General features: G+C 73.7%; 18 protein-coding genes. 10 read left to right on the top strand and 8 right to left on the bottom strand.

The features are described 5' to 3' along the window. Positions 1 to 15 precede the first annotated feature (15 nt). The 4 genes from KKR01S_RS07835 to KKR01S_RS07825 form a co-directional block, all read right to left on the bottom strand. The gene (locus KKR01S_RS07835) at positions 16 to 324 is read right to left on the bottom strand and encodes a hypothetical protein (protein ID WP_100464874.1); all 309 of its coding nucleotides are present in this window, start codon (positions 322 to 324) and stop codon (positions 16 to 18) included. A gap of 11 nt (positions 325 to 335) precedes the next feature. Then, entirely contained in the window at positions 336 to 491 is a 156-nt protein-coding gene (locus KKR01S_RS10990) for a hypothetical protein (protein ID WP_165590078.1), read from the bottom strand. A 34-nt stretch (positions 492 to 525) separates the two neighbouring features. Beyond that, positions 526 to 1350, bottom strand: coding sequence for a siderophore-interacting protein (locus KKR01S_RS07830; protein WP_061225708.1), 825 nt, complete (start codon positions 1348 to 1350; stop codon positions 526 to 528). 213 nt (positions 1351 to 1563) lie between these two features. Beyond that, the gene (locus KKR01S_RS07825; protein WP_197939458.1) at positions 1564 to 2934 is read right to left on the bottom strand and encodes a sodium/glutamate symporter; all 1371 of its coding nucleotides are present in this window, start codon (positions 2932 to 2934) and stop codon (positions 1564 to 1566) included. Positions 2935 to 3198: 264 nt separating this feature from the next. Between KKR01S_RS07825 and KKR01S_RS07820 the strand changes: the two genes are divergently transcribed. From KKR01S_RS07820 to KKR01S_RS07810, 3 genes are all read left to right on the top strand, one after another. Then, the gene (locus tag KKR01S_RS07820; RefSeq protein WP_058730522.1) at positions 3199 to 3654 is read left to right on the top strand and encodes a pyrimidine dimer DNA glycosylase/endonuclease V; all 456 of its coding nucleotides are present in this window, start codon (positions 3199 to 3201) and stop codon (positions 3652 to 3654) included. Positions 3655 to 3659: 5 nt separating this feature from the next. Then, positions 3660 to 5135, top strand: a complete 1476-nt coding sequence (locus KKR01S_RS07815; protein WP_058743439.1) for a TIGR01777 family oxidoreductase — start codon at positions 3660 to 3662, stop codon at positions 5133 to 5135. 339 nt (positions 5136 to 5474) lie between these two features. After that, positions 5475 to 6833 (top strand): NRAMP family divalent metal transporter, encoded by a 1359-nt coding sequence (locus tag KKR01S_RS07810; RefSeq protein ID WP_081101640.1) that lies wholly within the window; start codon positions 5475 to 5477, stop codon positions 6831 to 6833. Between the two features lie 132 nt (positions 6834 to 6965). Here the strand turns inward: KKR01S_RS07810 and KKR01S_RS07805 are convergent, their stop codons facing one another. Both KKR01S_RS07805 and KKR01S_RS07800 read right to left on the bottom strand, forming a co-directional pair. Continuing rightward, positions 6966 to 8828, bottom strand: coding sequence for an acetyl/propionyl/methylcrotonyl-CoA carboxylase subunit alpha (locus tag KKR01S_RS07805; RefSeq protein ID WP_061225707.1), 1863 nt, complete (start codon positions 8826 to 8828; stop codon positions 6966 to 6968). After that, positions 8813 to 10819, bottom strand: a complete 2007-nt coding sequence (locus tag KKR01S_RS07800) for a 5-oxoprolinase subunit B/C family protein (RefSeq protein WP_061225706.1) — start codon at positions 10817 to 10819, stop codon at positions 8813 to 8815. Before KKR01S_RS07800 ends, KKR01S_RS07805 begins: the two co-directional genes overlap by 16 nt. A 104-nt stretch (positions 10820 to 10923) precedes the next feature. Here KKR01S_RS07800 and KKR01S_RS07795 point away from each other — a divergent pair, with 104 nt between their 5' ends. Together KKR01S_RS07795 and KKR01S_RS07790 are read left to right on the top strand one after the other, a co-directional pair. Further along, positions 10924 to 12021 carry a CPBP family intramembrane glutamic endopeptidase gene (locus tag KKR01S_RS07795; protein WP_131800598.1) on the top strand — a complete coding sequence of 366 codons (1098 nt, stop codon included), beginning with the start codon at positions 10924 to 10926 and terminating at the stop codon, positions 12019 to 12021. Further along, positions 12018 to 13349: a M18 family aminopeptidase gene (locus KKR01S_RS07790; RefSeq protein ID WP_061225704.1), complete on the top strand. Its 1332-nt coding sequence runs from the start codon at positions 12018 to 12020 to the stop codon at positions 13347 to 13349. Before KKR01S_RS07795 ends, KKR01S_RS07790 begins: the two co-directional genes overlap by 4 nt. A gap of 129 nt (positions 13350 to 13478) precedes the next feature. On the opposite strand, the gene KKR01S_RS07785 is transcribed toward KKR01S_RS07790, so the two are convergent. Then, positions 13479 to 14930, bottom strand: a complete 1452-nt coding sequence (locus KKR01S_RS07785; protein ID WP_061225703.1) for a glyceraldehyde-3-phosphate dehydrogenase — start codon at positions 14928 to 14930, stop codon at positions 13479 to 13481. Between the two features lie 238 nt (positions 14931 to 15168). Then, positions 15169 to 16263: an excalibur calcium-binding domain-containing protein gene (locus tag KKR01S_RS07780; protein ID WP_061225702.1), complete on the bottom strand. Its 1095-nt coding sequence runs from the start codon at positions 16261 to 16263 to the stop codon at positions 15169 to 15171. Positions 16264 to 16467: 204 nt separating this feature from the next. Between KKR01S_RS07780 and KKR01S_RS07775 the strand changes: the two genes are divergently transcribed. The 5 genes from KKR01S_RS07775 (at position 16468) to KKR01S_RS07755 (ending at position 20711) form a co-directional block, all read left to right on the top strand. Beyond that, complete coding sequence (locus KKR01S_RS07775; RefSeq protein WP_058730381.1) at positions 16468 to 17406, top strand: carbohydrate kinase family protein; 939 nt, start codon at positions 16468 to 16470, stop codon at positions 17404 to 17406. An 81-nt stretch (positions 17407 to 17487) separates the two neighbouring features. After that, a complete protein-coding gene (locus KKR01S_RS07770; protein WP_058730382.1) occupies positions 17488 to 18027 on the top strand; it encodes a YbhB/YbcL family Raf kinase inhibitor-like protein in 540 nt (179 codons plus the stop codon). Then, a complete protein-coding gene (locus tag KKR01S_RS07765) occupies positions 18028 to 18864 on the top strand; it encodes an HAD family hydrolase (RefSeq protein ID WP_058730383.1) in 837 nt (278 codons plus the stop codon). Continuing rightward, the gene (locus KKR01S_RS07760) at positions 18861 to 19643 is read left to right on the top strand and encodes a hypothetical protein (RefSeq protein WP_058730384.1); all 783 of its coding nucleotides are present in this window, start codon (positions 18861 to 18863) and stop codon (positions 19641 to 19643) included. The genes KKR01S_RS07765 and KKR01S_RS07760 overlap by 4 nt, the downstream gene beginning before the upstream one ends. Before the next feature lie 63 nt (positions 19644 to 19706). Then, positions 19707 to 20711, top strand: coding sequence for a glycerophosphodiester phosphodiesterase family protein (locus tag KKR01S_RS07755; RefSeq protein ID WP_058730385.1), 1005 nt, complete (start codon positions 19707 to 19709; stop codon positions 20709 to 20711). Positions 20712 to 20981 lie beyond the last annotated feature (270 nt).

Raw genomic sequence — 20981 nt, 5'->3', positions numbered from 1 at the left:
TGGGGTGCGCAGACCTCACGTGAGTGACGGTTCGGCGTCGCGCGCGGCGAGCCGTCGGCGGGCCCGGATGCTGACGATGGCGTGGGTGGAGCACAGGGAGAGGAACAGCAGCGCCAGACCCGCGAACCTCCACGCCCGATCGCGAGAATCCGCCGAGCCGTCACCAGCGGAGAACAGGGCCAGGCCGGTGAGGAGAAGGCCCGCTGCGCCGTAGAACCACGCCGTCCAGCCGAGCCGACGCGAGCGAGCCAGCGGCTGCTGGGCGGGGGTCGGCGTGGAGGCGCTCATCAGGAGGAGGAAGGACAGGATGAGGGTGAACTGCACCCAGATCTGAGTCAGAGCAGAGCCCCGGGCCACCAGCCCAGGAAGCGGGAGCCGAGCCCATTCACCACGATCACGGTGAAGGCCGCGATCAACCCGGACAGCAGGAGCCTCCGCTCCCAGCGGTGGCGCCGTTCGGGACTCACTGATGCCGGTTTGATCGACTGCATGCCCCGAGGATAGCGATCGATGACGGCCGCTCGCTCAGTCCTCGATCTTGCCGATCGGCTCGCGCTTCTCCGCCTGGAAGCGGTCCTCGGTGCGCCCGTAGGCCCAGTACCCGGAGATGGAGATCCGCTCCCGGGGGACCTCCCGCTCCTTGAGGAGGCGACGCACCTGCTTGATGGACTCCCGCTCCCCGTGGGCGAAGACGTCCACGGTGCCGGGCAGCCACTCGCGGGACTGCATCAGCGCGGTCAGCCGGTTCGGATCCGCGCCGGTGCCCTCCTGCACCTTCCACACGACCTCGAAGCCCTCCGGCACCGAGGCGAACTCCTGGCGGTCCTCGTCGTGGTCCAGGGTGATGAAGGCGTACCCGCGGGCGTCGTCGGGCAGGGCCTCGATCGCGGAGCCGATGGCGGGCAGCGCCGAGGCGTCGCCGGCGAACAGGTGCCAGTCGGCGTCGGGATCCGGGGAGTACTTCCCGCCGGGCCCCATGAGCACCAGCTGGTCCCCGGGGGATGCCTGCGCGGCCCACGGGGCGGCCAGTCCCTCGTCCCCGTGGGTCACGAAGTCGATGGTCAGGGTCTGCGCCTCATGGTCGACGGCGCGCACCGTGTAGGTGCGGGTCACGGGAACGTCCTCCGGCGGGAGGGTCTCCCGCACGTGCATCATGTCGAAGGGGGCGCTCAGGCCCAGCTCCGGCTTGGCGAAGACCAGCTTGACGTACTGATCCGTGAAGCCGTTGTCCTGGAATGCGGAGAATCCCTCCCCGCCGAGGATCAGGCGCACCATGTGCGGGGTGAGCTGCCGTCGTTCGACGACCTGCAGGAGGGTCTGCGGCTTGGGCTTGCGCTGCGGGGCGGTCATGGGGACCTCCGATCCGATCGGGACGAGTAAGGCTCACCTCACCCTAACGCCCGCTCCGCGGTGTGCCCACCCGCGGCTCCCGCCCGCGGGGATGCCTCACCACCGCGAATTGGGAGCCGTCTCGGTGTTTGGGAGCGTCCTCGTGGCTCCCAAACGGCGAAACGGCTCCCAAACGGGCAGGCGCCCCGCCCGCAGGCGCCCCGCCCGGGGGCGTCAGGTGCGGACCCGCACCGCCTCGTGTTCGCCGTCGCGGTTGGCGCGCACCCAGCCCAGGGCGAAGGCCAGGACGATCACGACCACGGCCACCACGGTCGCGATCCCGCCGAAGGCCCAGGTCAGGCCCAGGGTCACCATGATCGGGGCGAGGATCGTGGTGCCGATCTCGAAGGGCGCGTACCCCACGTAGGCCACGCCGAACTCCTCCATGGTCCCGGACTTCATCCGCGGGTCCACGATCTTCAGCAGGGCGATGCCGGTGGCCACCGACGCCGTCGCCCAGCCCCACCCGAACAGGCCGCGCTCCAGCCAGGCCTGCTGGAACATCGCCGGGGAGAGGAAGCGGAACACCAGCAGGCAGTACACCAGGCCCAGCACGAACAGCAGAACCAGCGGCACCGCGTAGTCCACGACGATGGACGGCACGATCGAGGCGATGCCGAAGGCCACCAGGTAGTCCGTGGCCCCGCCGGAGATCGAGTTCACGGTGGTGCCGTCCACGTACGCGGAGGCCTTGGTGGCGTCCAGGATCAGGCGGAAGATGAAGCCGATCACGAAGGCCATCGCGAACATCGGGATGGAGATCCCCGTGGCGGTCTTGATCCCGTTGGTCACCAGGTACGCCACGAACGTCGTCCCGGCGATCACGGACAGGTGCAGGGCCAGCGGCTCCAGGGAGGACGGGGAGGAGGTGCCCTTCCCGATGGAGGGTCGCTCCCCGATGATCGAGATCAGGCCCGTGCGCACGTCATCCGGCAGCTCCTTGTACGAGCCCATCTGGGAGGTCCGCCCCGTGGAGGAGCCCCACTTGGCGATGATGACGCCGCCGATGATCGCCACCAGCGTGCCGACGGTCGCGGAGGTGAACCCCAGGGTCGTGGCGACGGCGGCGCCGTCGTCCCCGTCCAGGGCCGCGCCCACCGCGGCGGCGGTGCCGAAGCCGCCGACCCAGCCGACCGGCATGATCATCCCGAACCAGTCCGGGGTGCCGAACAGCGGGACCAGCACGATCAGGCCGAACAGCACCGCGATGCCCCATTGGCCCACGTACATGCCGGTGGAGTAGGACCACATGGTCCGGGCGCCCTTGGCGACCTTCCCGGAGAACTCCATGGAGAAGGGCATGGCCGCGAACACCACGGCGATGAGGATCGAGGAGTACGCGTTGAGCTGGTCCGAGAACGGGATCCAGCCGAGCCCGGCCGGGCCGAACAGGATGCCCAGCAGACCGCCGGTGATCGGCGCGGGCAGCAGCAGATGCTGGGCGACGGGGATGAACCGGCGGATCAGCTTGCCGAGCAGCAGCAGACCGGAGATCCAGCCGATGTCCGAGAGCAGGGTGTACGGGGTGTAATCCAGGGGAGTCACCTTCCGGGTGCGGGCCGACGGCGGAGGCTGACGCGGCGTCGTCGTCGCGCGCGGGGCCGGCGGCGGGTGATCGGGGATGCCCGAACACCCTACTCGATGGTGCGAGCTTCGGTGCTCGATGACGCCCGGACCGCGCCCTGACCAGCGGATCCCTTTGGGAGGCGCGGCGGCCTGCGGGCGGCCGGGGCGCCTTCCGCGCGGTAGCGTGGGCCGAGAGAGGGCGGTCCGTCGGCGAGCGCCCCCCCATCCGAAGAGGAGGCCACCGTGCGACTGTGGAGCCTGCACCCGCGCTACCTCGACCCAAAGGGCCTGGTGGCCGGGTGGCGTGAGGCCCTGCTGGCCCAGAAGGTGCTGCAGGGGCGGACCACCGGGTATCGGAACCACCCGCAGCTGGCCCGCTTCCGCGCCTGCCCGGACCCGCTGGCGGGGATCGCGATGTTCCTGCGGGAGCTGCACGCCGACTCCGCTCGCCGCGGGTACCGCTTCGACGCCGCGAAGATCGACGCCGAGGCCCTCGCGCGCGCGCAGGCCCTGGACCCGATCCCGGTGAGCGCCGGGCAGATCGACTACGAGGCGGGATTCCTCGCCGAGAAGCTCGCCGTGCGGGACCCGGAGCGGGTTCCCGCGCTGCGCACCGACAGGGAGGCCGGGCGCATCAGCCCGCACCCCCTGTTCACCATCGTCCCCGGTCCCATCGCGGACTGGGAGAAAGCCAGGTGAGCCCCATGAGCACCTACACCCACGACGCCGTCATAGACCACCCGCGCTCGACCGTGACCGGCTGGTACGGCTCCCCCGGGGCCATCCGACGGCTCACCCCGGAGTTCAGCGGCACCGTGCTGCAGGAGCCCACCGACGGGCTGGACCGCGGGTCGGTGACCAAGCTGCTGATGGGCCTGCCGTGGGCGGAGACCTTCCTGCCCGGTTCCCTGCACGCCGGGGTCCGCTGGACCGCGGTGCACACCGAGCACACCCCGGGGGAGACCTTCACGGACGTCATGGACCGCGGGCCCCTGCGCTCCTGGACCCACCACCACGTCTTCTCCGACGCTCCCGGGGGCGCCCGGGACGGCGACGGTGAGGTGGAGGGCGGCACGGAGGCGGCGGCCACCCGCGTGCACGACGAGGTGGACTACGAGCTGCCGGCCCGACTGGATGCGAGGATCGGGTTCAGCGTCCGGGAGATGCGGCGGCAGCTGGAGCGCGTCTTCGAGTACCGGACCCGCCAGACTCGCGCTGACCTGGACTTCCACGCCGCCCTGCGCGGGATCCGCCCCGAGCCGATGACCGTGGTGATCGCCGGGGCCTCGGGGCTGGTCGGCACGCAGCTGAGCGCCCTGCTGCGCGCCGGCGGGCACCGGGTCATCACCCTGCAGCGCCGGGAGGGCCCCTCGGTGCGCCTGGACGCGGACGTCATCACCTGGGATCCGGCCCACGGGGTCCTGGACCCGCAGCTGCTGGCCGGGGCCGACGCCGTCGTGAACCTCTCCGGGGCGGGCATCGCCGGGCGCTTCACCGACGCCCACCGCCGGGCCGTGCTGCATTCCCGGCTGGACGCCACCCGGACCCTGGTCACCGCGATGACGCAGGCGGCGGGCGAGGACGGGCCGATGACCCTGGTCAGCGCCTCGGCCTCCGGGTACTACGGCCACGACGCCGGACCCGTCACCGAGGCATCCCCGTCCGGAACGGATTTCCTCGCCGAGGTGTGCCGCCGCTGGGAGGCCGAGGCCCGCCGCGCCGAGGACTTCGGGATCCGGGTGGCCCTGGTGCGCACCGGCCTGGTGCTCAGCGCGGCCGGCGGTCTGCTGGGTGTCCAGCTGCCGCTGTACCTGGCCGGGGCCGGCGGCCCGATGGGCGGGGGTCGGATGCGCCAGCCGTGGATCTCCCTGCACGACCTCGTCCAGATCTACGCCGTCGCGCTCGCGAACCCGGAGATCTCCGGTCCGCTCAATGCCGCCGCCCCGAACCCGGTGACCCAGCGGGAGTTCGCCCGCACCCTGGGCCGGGTGCTGCGCCGCCCCGCCGTCGTCCCGACCCCCGCCGCGGCCCCGGCGGCCGTGCTGGGCCGGCAGGGCGCCCGGGAACTGGCCCTGGCCGACGTCGCGATGGACCCGGCGGCGCTGCGGGAGGCCGGGTACCGCTTCCGCTTCGAGGACCTGGAGGACGCCCTGCGCCTGACCCTGGGCCGCTTCGTCTGACCCCGGCCCCGCCCGACCTTCTCGCGACCCGGCGCATCCGTTCCCATACTGCCTGGTCCCTCCCGTGACCCGGCGCAATCGTTACCACTTCCGCCGAAACCGGGTACGAAAGCACCGTCTCGGTGACGGGTGGGTGCGGGAGCGCCGTCTCGGCGAGGCGGGCCCTGAGCTTCTTCCGTGACCCGGCGCAATCGTTCCCTTTCTGGCTCGTCCCTGCCGCGACCCGGCGCATCGGTTCCCACTTTCGCCGAAACCGGGTACGGGAGCGCCGTCTCGGGGGCGCTCGCGCTGGTAGGCTCGCATGTGCCGTGTCACGCCGATGCTCCGAGAGGCCCCGCCATGACCCCTGAGCCCTCCCGCCGCTCCGACCGCCGCCCCCTCCGCGAACGCCGCGACCGTCGCCCCCGCCGTCATCACCGTCAGGCCCCCGACGCCGCCGGGCACCCCGTCACGGAGCCGACGCCGCGCACGGCCGCGGGCGACGTCGTCGCCAAGCAGCGCCTGCCGCACACCGAGTCCAAGCGCTCCATCCTGCTGGGGTCGCTGTTCCTCATGGCGACCTCCGCGATCGGCCCCGGATTCATCACCCAGACCGCCAACTTCACGGTGCAGCTCGGGGCGGCCTTCGCCTTCGCGATCCTGCTCTCGATCCTCGTGGACATCGCGGTGCAGCTGAACGTGTGGCGGGTCATCGGCGTGTCCGGGCTGCGCGCCAACCAGCTGGCCGGTGCCCTGGTGCCGGGGCTGGGCGCGGTGCTGGCGGCCTTCGTGGTCTTCGGCGGCTTCGTGTTCAACGTCGGCAACGTCGCCGGCGGCGGCCTGGGGCTGAACGCCCTGCTCGGGCTGGACCCCACCTGGGGCGGGATCCTCACGGCGGCCCTGGCGGTGACGGTGTTCCTGTCCCGGAAGGCCGGGGCGGCGCTGGACCGGATCGTCGTCGTCCTCGGGGTGGTGATGATCCTGATCACCGGGTACGTCGCGGTGGTCTCGAATCCGCCGGTGGGGGAGGCGCTGCGCCAGTCCGTGGCCCCGGACGTCATCGACATGGCTGTGATCATCACGCTGATCGGCGGGACCGTGGGCGGGTACATCACCTACGCCGGGGCGCACCGGATGGTCGACGCCGGGGTGCACGGGGTGGAGGAGGTCCGCTCGATCTCCAACGCCTCCGTGGTCTCCATCGTGGTCACCGGGATCATGCGCTTCTTGCTGTTCCTGGCGATCCTGGGGGTGGTGGCCGGCGGGGCGCAGCTGGCCGGTGGAAATCTCGCCGCCAGCGCCTTCCAGCACGCAGCCGGGGAGGTGGGGCTGCGGCTGTTCGGGCTGATCCTGTGGGCCGCAGCCATCTCCTCGGTGATCGGGGCGGCGTACACCTCGGTGTCCTTCATGGTCCCGCGCACGGCTCGTCCCCTGGTGCGCAACGGGCTGACGGTGGCGATGATCGTGGTCTCCACCATCGTGTTCGCCTCCCTGGGCACGGCCCCGGCCAACCTGCTGATCATCGCGGGGACGGTCAACGGGCTGATCCTGCCCGTCGGCTTCACGGTGATCCTGGTGGTGGCGATCTTCCGACGCCGGGATCTCCTGCACGGGTACCGCTACCCGGCGTGGCTGATCGCGGTGGGCGTGGCGGTGTGGGCCCTGACCCTGTGGCTGGGTGCCAACGCCGTGCAGAGCCTCGGGAAGCTGTGGGGTTGACGGGGTCCGCAGCGGTGCGACGGCGCGGCGAGCGATTCCAACCAGCGGCCGCTCGGCCGGACCAGGGCCCCGAACCGCCGTCGCGCGGGGATGATTGCGCGGCCCGATCAGCGCGGCGCCTCGGGCGGCGGGTCAGCCGGTGATGCGCCCCAGCTGCGTGCCCGCGGCGACCTTGGCCCCCGGCTCCAGCTCCGCCCGGTGGAACACCCCCGCTCCCGGGGCCTCCACCGGCATCTCGGTCTTCATGGCCTCCAGCACCGCGAGCCGCTCGCCCTCGGCTACCTGGGCGCCGTCCTCGGCGACCCAGCGCACCAGGGAGCCGGCCAGCGGGGCCTCCACGACGACGCCGCCCGCGCCGTCGGCCGCCCCCTCACCAGAGTCAGCGCCCCCGGAACCGCCCGCACCCGCGGAAGCGCCGGACCCCGCCGAACCGCCCGAGGCACCGCGCCCGCCCGGCGCCGCGGCCAGGTGCCGGCCCAGCCCCTCGCCCAGGGCCGCCAGAGCGGTCTCGGGCAGGCGCACCCGCAGCCTGCGGCCCTCCACCTCCACCGCGGCCGCCACGCCAGCGGGGCCGGAGGAGCCGCCGTCCTCGCCCCACGGGTCCGCGAACCGGGGCGCGGCGTAGCCGCCGTCGGGCTCGAGATCCGGGGTCAGCGTCTCCTCGATCCACGTGGTGTGCACCCCGAAGCCCTCCGCCTCCTCGGCCGCGAACTCCGGGCGTGCCAGCACCGCCCGGTGGAAGGGCAGGGTCGTGGCCACCCCGTCCACCGCGGCCTCCCGCAGCACCGTGCGCGCCCGGGCCAGCGCCTGCCGGCGGGTCGGGGCGGTGACCACCAGCTTGGCCAGCAGGGAGTCGAACTCCCCGGCCACCGTCGTGCCCGGACCCACCCCGGCATCCACCCGCACCCCGGGACCGCCGCCCAGGGCCAGCGCGCGCACCGCGCCCCCGGCAGGCAGGAAGCCGCGGCCCGGATCCTCCGCGTTGATCCGGAACTCGATGGCGTGCCCGCGCGGTGCGGGCGCCTCGTCGAAGGGCAGGGGCTCCCCGGCGGCGACGTCCAGCTGCAGCCCCACCAGGTCCACCCCGTAGGCCTCCTCGGTGATCGGGTGCTCCACCTGGATGCGGGTGTTGACCTCCAGGAAGCTGATCAGCCCGTCCGCGCCCACCAGGAACTCGCACGTTCCGGCGTTGACGTACCCGGCCTCCCGGAAGATCGCCGCGGCCGCGCCCTCGAGGGTGCGCCGCTGCTCCTCGGTGAGGAAGGGCGCGGGTGCCTCCTCCACGAGCTTCTGGTTGCGCCGCTGCAGGGAGCAGTCCCGGGTGCCCAGCACGACGACGCCGCCCGCGGCATCGGCCACCACCTGCGCCTCCACGTGCCGGGGCCGCTCCAGGAAGCGCTCCACGAAGCACTCCCCGCGCCCGAAGGCCCCGCGCGCCTCCCGAGCCGCGGCCTCGAAGGCCTCCTCCACCTCGTCGACCTCGCGCACCACCCGCATCCCCCGGCCCCCGCCGCCGTGGGCGGCCTTGATGATGATGGGCAGCCCGTGCTCCTCGGCGAAGGCCCGCGCCTGGGCGGCATCCTCCAGCGGGCCGTCCGTGCCCGGGGCCAGCGGGGCGCCGGCCGCCCGGGCGATCTCCCGGGCACGGATCTTGTCCCCCAGCGCCTCGATGGTCTCCGGGGAGGGGCCGATCCACCGCAGACCCGCCGCGATCACGGCCCGGGCGAAGTCCGCGGACTCGGCGAGGAACCCGTAGCCGGGATGCACATCCGTGGCCTCGGCGCGGCGGGCGATCTCCAGCAGCTTCCGCTGATCCAGGTACGTCTCGGCGGGGGAATCCCCCTCCAGGGCGTAGGCCTCGTCGGCCAGGAGAACGTGCGGCGCCTCGGCGTCGGCATCGGCGTACACGGCGACGGTGCGGATGCCGCGCTCGGCGCAGGCGCGGATGATCCGCACGGCGATCTCGGAGCGGTTGGCGATCAGGACGGTGCGCATCGGCTCTCCTCGGTGGGTGCGGCGTTCTCGGGCGAATCGGGACGGATGATCCCGGCGGGGTCAGGCGAATCGGGGTCTGCGGCGGCGCCGGCGGGCTGGTCGGCGGGTGAGGCCGGGACGCCGACGGGCGGCTCCAGCACCACGCGCGTGCCCGGCGGGGCCTGGGCCAGCAGCCGCAGGTGCTCGGGCGCCACGAGGCCGAGGACCGGATAGCCGCCGGTCACGGGACGGTCGGCCAGGAACACCACTGGGTGCCCGTTCGGCGGGATCTGCACGGACCCGCGCACCAGCGGCTCGGAGGCCAGCTCCGCCCCCTCGCGCTCCGGCGCGCGACGCAGTCGGGCCGCGGGCGCGTCGGAGCTTTCAGTATGGGTGGCGCCAGCGCGGGTGGCATCGGCGTCGGATGAGGACCCCCGCCCGGACGCCGGCCCGCGGTCCTCGACCCCGACAGCCCCGACGGCGTCGGCGGGTTCGGGCTCCAGGCGGGCCGCCACCCGATCCGACTGCTCGGCCACCCGCCACACGCTCCGGTGCAGGGCGGCCATGGAGTCGTCGGCGAACCAGTCCGCACGCGGCCCCGGGGTCAGCGGCAGGCGCAGCACGGCGTCGTCCTCGGGCAGGGGCACCGGCGGGCACCACGGCTCGACGGCGGCGCGCGGGGTCGGCCCCACGGGCACCTCGTCCCCGCGGGTCAGGGGCGCCGGGCCCGCCCCGGAGAGGGTGTCCGTGGCCAGGGACCCCAGCACGGCCCGACCCGTGAAGCCGCCGCGCACGGCCAGCACCAGGCGCAGGCCACACCGGACCGGACCGATCTCCAGGGTCTGCCCGGCGCGCAGCAGGAAGGGCCGATCCAGGGGCGCGGGCCGCGGTCCCTGAGTATCGGAACCGGAGAGGCTCGCCTGCACTCGCGCTCCGGTCAGCGCCAGCACCGCATCCGGGGCGTCCTCCGGGACCATCACCCGCAGCCGGCCCAGCGCGTTCTCCAGCACGGCCGAGCCCGGCGGGTTGCCGACCAGCCGGTTGGCCGCGTGCGCCGCGAGGGGATCGGCCCACCCGGAGGGCCCGACGCCGAGGTCATCCAGCCCCGGCCGCCCGGCGTCCTGCAGCGTGGTGGACAGCCCCGGGGCGAGGATCCGCAGCCGGGCGGCGGTCTGCTCCGCCCCGGTGTCGTCCTGGACGGTGCGGGGCTCCGGAGTCTCGGCGGCCGCGCCGAAGTCCCGATCGGTCGCACGAGGTGAGCCGTCGGGGGAATCCTCCGCCGCCCCGCGGGGCTCGGCGTCGTCGGCGTCGTCGGTGATCTCCCGGAACCGCACGACGTCGCCGGGGGCGATCAGCGCTGGAGGGTCGCGGTCCACGTCCCACAGCGGGGCGTCGGTGCGTCCGATGAGCTGCCAGCCTCCGGGGGAGTCCTGCGGGTAGACCGCGGAGAAGGTCCCGGCCAGGGCCACCGAGCCGGCCGGCACCCGGGTGCGCGGGGAGTCCCGACGCGGCACCTCGAGCCCGCCGGGGCCTGTGGCGTCCGGAGTGCCGTCCGCTCCGCCGTCCGGGGTGAGGTAGGCGAAGCCCGGGGCGAAGCCAGCGAATCCGGCCCGCCAGCGGGTCTCGGTGTGGCGGCGCACCACCTCCTCGGGGGTGCAGCCCAGGTGCTCCGCGCAGGCGGTCAGATCCGCGCCGTCGTAGCGCACGGGGATCTCCACCACGCGCTCCCGGTCTGCCGGCGCCTGCACTCCCGGATCCTGGGCCGTGAGTCGGCCCAGGTGCCGGGCGAGGCGGGTGCGGGCGGCCTCGTCCAGGGGTCGGTCGAAGCGCAGCAGGAGGGTCCGCGCGGCGGGCACGGTCCCGGCGCGCCCGGCCAGCAGGTGCTCCGGCGGATCGGCGAGCACCCGTTCCCGCAGGTCCAGGACGGCGGCCAGGTCCGGCAGATCTGCGAGCACCGCGCGCGGGCCCAGCGCGTGCAGGGCAGGGGCGGCGTCGGCGGGTGGCTGCGGCACGGCACTCCTTCCGGCGGGGCGGCGGACGGCGATTCCCACCAGTCTATAGCTCGGGTCACGACTCGTCCGGAAGGGCCGGGAGGCGGATGGATACAGTGGAGACCATGGTCCAGCCCCCGCCCGAGCGCCCCGGCGCGACGCCGCCCGCCGAGCCCCCTCACGACGTCGGCCCCCGCCCGGACACCCGGCACGCCCAGCCGGGCCAGGCACCCGCACCCGCCGCCGGGCTGGCCTACCACCGGCTCGCGCTCGCCGATCCGCGGCACCGCTGGTGGTCCCCGCTGGTCGAGATTCCGCTGGCCGGAGCCGTGTACCTCGCGCTGTCCTTCGCCCTCGGGCTGGTCTGGTTCGCCGTCCACGCCGGGGACCCCGCCTCCGCGCGGATCGAGCTGGGGCCCTCCGGGTACCCGGTGGAGCTGTTCACCCGCCCCGGGATCTTCCTGATGACCTTCCTCGGCATCATCGTGATGCTGCCGGCCGTGCTGGTGGGTCGCCTGGTGATGGGGCCCCGCCCGATCGGTCTGATCCTCTCCGCGGCCGGGCGCCTGCGCTGGGGCTGGCTGACCCGGTGCACGGGGCTCGCCGTCGCCGTGTTCGTCGCGGTGCAGGCGGTGATGATGCTGCTGCCCGTGGAGCAGGCGGAGATCGGCGCGGCGCAGGCGGGCCTGCCGCAGACCGTCTGGAACGGCGGGACCAGCCTGGCGATCCTCGTGATGATCCTGCTGCTGGTGCCGGTGCAGTGCGCCACCGAGGAGGTGGTCTTCCGGGGCCTGCCCATGCAGACCCTGGGCCGCTGGCTGCGTCACCCCGCGTGGGCCATCCTGCTGCCGGTGCCGGTGTTCGTCCTGGGCCACGGCTACGATCCGTGGGGGCAGGCCAGCGTGGGGGTGCTCGCCGTCGTGGCGGGTTACCTCACCTGGCGCACCGGCGGACTGGAGGCGGCGATCGGCCTGCACTCGGCCAACAACGTCATCGGCCTGGGCCTCGGGCTGATCGGCTGGGCGGATCCCACGGCCTCGTCCGGCGGGGCCCCGGGGGACCTGGTGGTCGCCGTCGTGGTGGACGGGCTGTACGCCCTGCTGGTGGTGCGCCTGGCCCGACGCCGGAACCTGCCGCGCCTGCGCATGCCCCTCATGGCCCCGCCGATGGCGCCCCCGCCGACCCGATTCGACCCCATCCCCGAATCCAGGAGGAATCCATGACCACCGCCCCCATTCCCGACGCCCGCGAGCACGCCCTGGATCTGGGCCGCTTCCTCGCCGCCTCCCCGTCTTCCTTCCACGCCGCCGCCGAGGGGGCCCGCCGCCTGGAGGCCGAGGGGTTCACCCCGGTGCGGGAGTCCGAACCCTTCCCCACGGCTCCGGGCGGGTACTTCCTGCGGCGCGACGGCGCCCTGCTGGCCTGGGTGCAGCCGGAGACCGGGCAGCGGGCTGGGGGTTTCCGCGTCCTCGGCGCGCACACGGACTCGCCCTCCTTCAAGCTGAAGCCGCACCCGAGCACCGGGTCCCTGGGGTGGAGCCAGCTGGGCGTCGAGGTGTACGGCGGGGCCCTGCTGAACTCGTGGCTGGACCGGGAGCTGCGTCTGGCCGGGCGCCTGGCCGTGCGCGAGGAGGATGGGAGCCTCGGGCAGCGTCTGGTGGCCACGGGTCCGGTGGCCAGGATCCCGCAGCTGGCCATCCACCTGGACCGCACGCAGAATGAGGGGCTGACCCTGGACCGTCAGCGGCACACCCAGCCGATCTGGGCGGCGGGGGAGGAGCCGCAGGATGTGCTGGCCCACCTGGGCGAACAGGCCCTGGACGCCGCGGGGGCCCACCCGGCGCCGGTGGCCCCGGAGCGGGTCCTGGGCTGGGACGTGGTGCTGGCCGATGCCCAGGAGCCGCGGCTTTTCGGCGCGAAGGAGGAGTTCCTGGCCGCGGGGCGGCTGGACAACCTCTCCTCGGTGCACGCCGGAGTGCAGGCCCTGATCGGTGCGGCGGCCGCCGGCGGCTCGGCGTCGGAGCAGACCCTGGTGCTGGCGGCCTTCGATCACGAGGAGATCGGCTCGTCGACCCGCTCCGGTGCCGCCGGGCCCATCCTGGAGGACCTGCTGGTGCGGATCAGCGCGGCCCGCGGGGACTCCCCGGAGGAGTACCGTCGGGCGCTGGCGGATTCGGTGTGCCTGTCCTCCGACGCCGGGCACCTGGTCCACCCGAACTATTCGGGGCATCACGACCCGGTCAACCGTCCGCAGCCCGGCCGCGGGCCGCTGCTGAAGATCAACGCGAATCAGCGCTACGCCACGGACGCGGTGGGCGCGGGGGTCTGGGCGCGGGCCTGCGAAGACGCGGGGGTCGAGTACCAGGAGTTCGTCTCGAACAACGACGTCCCGTGCGGCTCCACCATCGGACCCATCACCGCGACTCGCCTGGGGGTGCGGACCATCGACGTCGGGCTGGGCCTGCTGTCCATGCACTCGGCCCGGGAGATGTGCCACATCGACGACGCCGCCGCGCTGGGCGCCGTCATCGAGGCTTTCTACCGCGCCTGAGCGCTCCTCCCCGGCGCCAAGACGTTCCAGCGCCAAGAATTCTCAGCGCCGAGCCGTCAATCCGGGAGGGACGATCCCCGATTTTCGGGGACATCCCTCCCGGATTGACGGCTCGGCGCCGGACGCGGGTCAGTCCCGCGGGAAGCTGGCCGGGTGGGCCCCGACCATCTCCTCCACCACCCGGATCACCTGGCAGGAGTAGCCGAACTCGTTGTCGTACCAGACGTAGACCACCACGGAGCTCCCGGACACGATGGTGGCCAGACCGTCCACGATCCCGGCGCGCCGGGAGCCCACGAAGTCCGTGGAGACCACCTCGTGGGAGTCCGTGTAGTCGATCTGCTTGCGCAGCGGGGAGTTCAGGGACATGTCCCGCAGGTAGGCGTTCAGGGACTCCTTGGACTCCGGGGCCTTGCCCAGCTGCAGGTTCAGGATCGCCATGGACACGTCCGGGGTGGGCACACGGATCGCGTTGCCGGTGAGCTTGCCCGCCATCTGCGGCAGGGCCTTGGCCACGGCCTTGGCCGCGCCGGTCTCGGTCAGCACCATGTTCAGGGCCGCCGAGCGGCCGCGGCGGTCCCCCTTGTGGAAGTTGTCGATGAGGTTCTGGTCGTTGGTGAAGGAGTGGACGGTCTCCACGTGCCCGTGGGAGACGCCGTACTCGTCGTCGAGCACCTTCAGCACCGGGGTGATCGCGTTGGTGGTGCAGGAGGCGGCGGACAGGATCCGGTCCGAGTCCTCGATGACGTGGTCGTTGACCCCGCACACGATGTTCTTCAGGTCCCCCTTGCCCGGCGCGGTCAGCAGGACCTTCGCCACGCCCTTGGCCTTCAGGTGCTGGGACAGGCCCTCCTCATCGCGCCAGCGGCCGGTGTTGTCGATGACCACCGCATCGCGGATCCCGTACCGCTCGTAGTCCACGGCGGCCGGGTCCGAGGAGTAGATGAACTGGATCGGCACCCCGTTGGCGGTGATCACGTCCGTCTCCGGGTCCGCCTGGATGGTGCCGTTGAACGCGCCGTGCACGGAGTCCCGGCGCAGCAGGGAGGCGCGCTTGAATAGGTCGTTCTCCGCGTTCTTCCGCACGACGACGGCGCGCAGGTTCAGCCCCGAGCCGGCCCCGCGCTCGATGAGGATGCGGGCCAGCAGCCGGCCGATGCGCCCGAAGCCGTAGAGCACCACATCCTGCCCGGCGGGTTCGTTCCGGCCCTTCCCCCCGACCACCTCGGCCAGCTGCTCGCGCAGCCAGGCGTCCAGCTCCCGGCCCTCGCCCTCGCTGCGGTACAGGGAGTTCAGTCGGGCCAGGTCCACGGAGGCCGCGCCCAGCTCCAGCTCGGTCAGGGCCTGCACCAGGGGGAGGGTCTCCTCCAGGTCCAGCTCCACGGTGTCGATCTGCCGGGCCCACCGGTGGGCCTTGATGATGTCCGTGACGGACCGGTTGATGAGGCTGCGCCCGTGGATGTTGACCACCACCTGGTTCTCCCGGTGCAGGCGGCCGATCAGGGGGATCATCTGCTCAGCCAGCTCTTCGCGGCGGGACCAGGCGGCGGGGGTGGTGGGGGTGCTCACGGCGGGATCCATTCTCCTTCCCGCCCCGGGGTGCCGCGTCCCCGGGGCGGCCCGCATCCGCGGCGGGGCGGACGGGGCTGCGGGGTCGGCGGTACGGGGCGGAGCTCACGTCATTGTGGGGTACCCCACCACCTTATCCGACGCCGGGACCGGCCGATGAGACGACGCACGCCCCTGGACCGCGGGGTCCGGGGGCGTGCGTCGCGTGTGCCGTCGCGGGGATCCGCGGCGGGATGCGCTCGGGGCGGTGCTACTCGGCGGAGCGGCGGCGTCCGAACACGACCAGGGCGGTGCCTGCGGCGAGCACGAACAGCCCGCCGGAGAGGATCAGCCCGGCCTGACGGCCCAGACCCGTGCTGGCCAGGTCGCTGGCGGAGCCGGCGCCGGTGGTGCCGGAACCGGAGGCCCCGGAGCCGTACCCGCCGGTCCCGTTGTCACTCGTGTAGTCGGGCTCCTGCTCGCAGCCGATGCCGTCGCGGTCGGCATCCAGATCCAGGGAGTAGCCGGGCTCATCGGAGTGGATGGACCGACCCAGGTCATCCCAGACGGCGCGGCAGTTCTGGTAGCCGGTGGGGCTGGCGGAGGCCTCGGGCTGGGTGCTGGCCGATGCGGAGGGCTGTGCGCCCGGCTCGGTCGAGGCGGAGGGATCAGCGGTCGGGGTCTCGCTGGGCTCCTCGGAAGGATCGGTGGTGGGCGCCGGGGAGGTGGGCTCGGTGCTCGGCACCGGGGTCGGCTCGCCGGTCGGATCGGTCGTCGGGTCCGTGGTTGGCTCCGGCGTCGGGTCCTCGGTGGGTGCGGGGGCGGCGGTGATCGCGGCGTAGCCGATGGGGCCGCCGCGCATCCGGTCGCCGGTCTGCAGCGAGCCGGTCAGCAGGTTCACACCCACCGGCTCGCCGATCTTCAGCTCCTCGGAGGAATCGGCCTTGCCCTGGCGGATCGCCCCGCCGTTGGCGATGGTGGGGTACGGCAGCTCGACGGAGAAGCTGCCGTCGGCCTGCGCCTGGAACTGGGCGGTCACGGCGCCGTTGTTCAGCTTGTCCGTGCCGGAGGTCAGCTTGATGGCGATGGTCGAGGGGGTCTTGCCGTCCTCGGCGAAGAAGCCGGTGCCGGACACGTGCAGGGTCCGACCCTGAGCCCAGGCCACATCCATGGTGGCCGCAGCGCCATCCGGGTACGTGCGGGTGACGGTGGTGTCCGCCGGAACCACCGGGGCGGTGGCCGTCGGTGCGGTCGGGGCGGGGGTCTCGTCGGCCTGGGCGGGCAGGCCGCCCAGCAGGAGGCCGCCGGCCAGGGTCAGAGAGGCACCGACGCCGACGAGGGCGCGCAGCGGGCGGGGAGCGGTCATGATGATCCTTGGGTTCAGCGAATGCGATGGGGTCGGTGACGGCCGGCCGGGGAAGGCGGCTGGGTCATCCAGACCAGGCTCAGCGTACCCTCAAAAACCCCTGGGCGGGACCTGATGACCGGTGATCCCTCGGGCTGTCCGCCTCGGCGACGACCCCATGGTGGCCTGGTTCACCCACGCCGGGCCCCTCGGTAGAGTGGGAGCATGCTGACGGTCATCGGAGAAGCCCTCGTGGACGTGGTCCGCCCCCATGACGACGCCCCGCGCACGCTGCCCGGCGGCAGCCCCCTGAACGTCGCCGTCGGCCTGGCCCGGCTGGGCCACCCCGTGCGCTTCATCGGCCGCCACGGCCAGGACGAGCACGGGCAGCTGGTGCGCGAGCACCTGGAGGGCGCCGGCGTGGAGATCCCCGTGCCCGCCGACGAGCGCCCCACTCCGGTCGCCGAAGCCACCCTCGCCGAGGACGGCGCCGCGGAGTACGACTTCACCCTGGACTGGAACCTCGACGCCGTCGCCGACCAGCTGCCGCAGCTGCTCACCGCGGCCGAGGTGCTGCACGTCGGCTCCATCGGCGCGATGCTGGACCCCGGTGCCCAGACGGTGCTCGACGCCGTGCGCACCGCCGCCCCCCACGCGCTGATCTCCTACGACCCCAACTGCCGCCCCAGCATCGTCCCGGACGCTTCCGCGGCCCGCGCCCGCGCGGAGGCCGTGGTGGAGCACGCCGACGTCGTCAAGGCCTCCGACGAGGACCTGCTGTGGCTGTACCCGCACCGCACCGTCGAGCAGACCGCAGCGGCCTGGCTCGAGGCCGGCCCGGGGCTGGTGGTCGTGACCCGCGGGGCCCTGGGCTCCTGGGCCCTGACGCCGGTCACCGGCCCGGACGGCGTGAGCGTGCCCGCCCGCACCACCGAGGTCGCGGACACCGTCGGCGCGGGCGATGCGCTGATGGCGGGTCTGCTCAGCGCGCTCGCGGACCGCGGCGTCACCGGCCGGGAGGCCGCCCAGCGCCTGGGCGAACTGGACCGCGAGGATCTGCTGGCCATCCTCGAGCGGGCCGCGGCCGCGGCCGCCATCACCGTCTCCCGGGCCGGGGCCAACCCGCCCACCCGCGAGGAGCTGGACGCCGCCCTGGACAGCTGAGCCGACCGGCCGAACCGACACCGACCCCCGGCCCCCGTCAGGGCCGGACCGAACCACCGACACCCGACGAAGGAGAATCCCATGCTGGACCGCCGCCCCTACGAGGGCCTGCCCGAGCTGCCGACCTTCACCCTGACCTCCGAGGACGTCGCCGAGGGTCAGCCCATGCCCGTCGAGTTCGCCTCCGGGGCCATGGGCGTGGACGGCGGGCAGGACGTCGCCCCGCAGCTGTCCTGGTCCGGGGCACCGGAGGGCACCAAGTCCTACGTGCTGACCTGCTTCGACCCGGACGCCCCCACCCCCTCCGGCTTCTGGCACGCCTGCGTGTCCAACATCCCGGGCGAGGTCACCTCCCTGCCGCGGGACTGGGCCTCCGGGGAGATCGCCGACGGGGTGATCAAGCATCTGAACGACGGCGGGAACCGTGACTTCACCGGCGCCGCCCCGCCCGCCGGGCACGGCGCCCACCGGTACATCTTCTGCGTGACCGCGGTGGACACCGAGCAGCTGGAGATCGACGAGAGCGCGAGCCCCGCCGTCGTGAACTTCCAGCTGTTCTTCCACGGCATCGCCCGCGCCTTCCTGACCCCCACCTTCGAGGTGCCGGCCGAGGACTCCTGAGTGATCCGGCTGATCGCCACGGACCTGGACGGCACCGTCCTGGGCCCGGACTTCCGCTTCCGTCCCCGCACTCTCGAGGTCTTCGCGGCCGCCGAGGACGCGGGGGTGGACGTGGTGTTCGTGACGGGGCGCCCGTACCGCTGGCTGCAGCCCCTGCGCGAGCAGCTGGCCTACGAGTCCGTGGCGATCTGCTCCAACGGCGCCGTGATCTACGACCTCGGGGCGGACCGGATCCTGGCATCGGAGACCGTGGACCCGGGCGTCATCCCGCAGCTGCTGGCGCGCCTGCGGGCCGAGCTGCCGGAGGCCGCGCTGTCCGCGGAGGCCCTGGACGGCATCTACACGGATCCCGGCTGGGGGCAGACCAACGTCCTGGAGACCTCCCCCGACGTCGTGCGCGGGCCCCTGGAGCAGGTGCTGCCCGCCGACGCCGGGGTCGTGAAGCTGCTGGTGCGCCAGGACGGGACCGATCCGGGGGCGCTGTACGAGCGGGTGCGGGAGCTGGCCGGTGAGCAGGTGTCCGTGACCCACGCCGTGGCGACCCTCCCGCTGGCGGAGATCGGCCAGGCCGGGCTGTCCAAGGGCCGCACCCTGGCGCGCTGGTGCGCCGAACGCGGCATCCGGGCGGAGCAGGTCGCGGCCTTCGGGGACATGCCCAACGACACCGCGATGCTGCGCTGGGCCGGACACGGATACGCGATGGCCTCCGGGTGGCCCCAGGTCATCGAGGAGGTGGGCCGCACCTGCCCGGGCTTCGAGGAGGACGGCGTCGCCCAGACCATCGAGCGGCTGCTGGCCGAGGGCGCGGCCGACGCCGGGACCCGGGAGGACCGATGAGCTCGCGGGAGAGCCGCTGGGCCGGTGGCGAGGGGCTGCGGGTGGGGCTGATGATCGCGGCCGTGCTGCTGGGGCCGATGCTGCTGCGGGCGGTGGGACTGCCACCCGGCGTCGTCCTGATGCTGCTCTTCCTCGTCCCCATGCTGATGCAGGGCCTCGGCAGGTTCCGCCGCGGCGGCGCGGGGGAGCGGGGCCGGGATGCCGGGGAGCAGGAGGCCGCCGGGGATCTCGCGGGTGAGGACGCCGGCCCAGCCCCGCGCCCCACGCTCGGCGAGGCCCTGGCGCCGTTTCGCCGGGGACTGTCCGGCGCGCAGCTGTTCGGCACCGGAGGATTCTCCCCGGGGATCTTCGGGGCGCGGTCGGCGGGACCCGGGCAGATCGAGGCCGTGTACGGGAAGGTGACCGGGCGGCATCGGGCGGATCTGTCCCCGGGGATGTGCCTGGCGCGGTTGGCCTCCGTGCTGGACCGTGATGAGCTGTACCGGCTGGAGCGCCTGGACGAGCAGGGGATGAACGTCACCCGACGGGCGGCCCTCGAGGTCCCCGACTACCCCCTGGAGATCACGGTGCGTCCGGCCATCGATGACGACGGGGTGGATCTGGAGCGCGCCGACGTCGTGATCGTCTCGGACCCGCCCACCTCGATCACCGCGCAGGAGCAGGACGCGATGCGGGTGATCGGGCAGCTGTTCACCATCCTGGACGTGCCCGCCGGACCCCCGAGGGCCGCGGAAGGCGACGCCGACGCCTCCGGCAGCGGGGCGGGCTCCGACGGCTGAGACCGTGCGGCTGTGCCGGTGGCGGTGCGCCTTCCCGGGGGTATGGCCGTTAGGCTCGGGGGCATGTCAGAGCGCTCCCGTGACCGCACCGTCCCCACCGTCTACGCCCACCGCGGCCTGGCCCTCGAGGCCGCGGAGAACTCCCTGGAGGCCTTCCGCGCCGCGGTGGAGGCGGGCGCGGAGTGGATCGAGACGGACGTGAACACCACCGCCGACGGCGTCGTGCTGGTGTTGCACGATCCGTCCCTGGATCGGGTGGCCGGGGTGCCGGGGCGGGTCTCGCAGCTGAGTGCCGCGCAGGTGGCCGAGGTGCGGCTGCCGGACGGGCAGAGGATCCCGACCCTGGCCGAAGCCCTCGAGGCCTTCCCCACGGCCCGGTTCAACATCGACCTGAAGGACGAGGGCGCGGTGGAGGCCGTGCCGCGGGTGCTGCGGGAGGCGGGGGCGGTGGACCGGGTGCGGATCGCCTCCTTCTCGGATGCCCGACGACGCCGCGCGCTGGCTCGCCTGCGCGCGTTGGGGGCCGGCACCGGTGGGCCGCGGCGCCCCGCGGCGGGGACCTCGGCGGGGTCTCCCGGATCGTCCGTTCGCCGCGGGATCACCCCCGGAATCGCCGCGGAGACTCCCGGGGCGGCCGCTCGCAACGGCATCGACTCCGGAAACGGCGCGAAGGTCTCCGGGGCGGCCTGGGGCGCCTCGAGTCCCGAGCAGCGGCAGGCTCCGCCGCCGTCCTCCAGCGCGGGGATCGCGGGGACGGCCCTGTTCCTGCTGGTCAGCCGGCTGCCGATGCGCTGGGTGCGGCCGGGCTGGCGGATGGCGCTGCGGCTGCTCGGCCGGTGGGTGCCTCCCTTCGACGCCCTGCAGGTGCCGGAGTCCCACCGGGTCGGTCCGGTGCGGGTGCCGGTGGTGACCCGCCGCTTCCTCGACGCCGCGCACGCCTGCGGTCTGCGGGTGGACGTGTGGACCGTGGACGATCCGGAGGACATGCGCCGCCTGGCCGCGCTGGGCGTGGACGGGCTGGTCACCAACCGCGCGGACCTGGCCCGGAAGCTCTTCCCCCGCCCCTGACCCGCGCTCGCGGTCCGCGTCTCCCTCACGCTCCCCCGGCCACTTGCCCGACGCCGAAACCGTACACCGTGGCCGAGACCGTACGAACGTGCCGAAACTGTACCCGCCGGGTCCGGTCTCGACACCTCTGTACGGTCTCGGCCACCACGTACGGTCTCGCCGACCCGCTGGGGCGCCGTGACCGGGCCCCACCGCATTCGGGCGGGGGCGGTGTTTCCCCGGATCTGTGGACGGCGGCCTCCACCGGCGTCCCCACCGCACAATCCTGCA

The organism is Rothia kristinae NBRC 15354 (genome assembly GCF_001570865.1).
Taxonomy (GTDB): Bacteria; Actinomycetota; Actinomycetes; order Actinomycetales; family Micrococcaceae; genus Rothia; species Rothia kristinae.
Note: the sequence above shows the minus strand (reverse complement) of the source record. Positions and strands in the feature narration are given on the sequence as shown.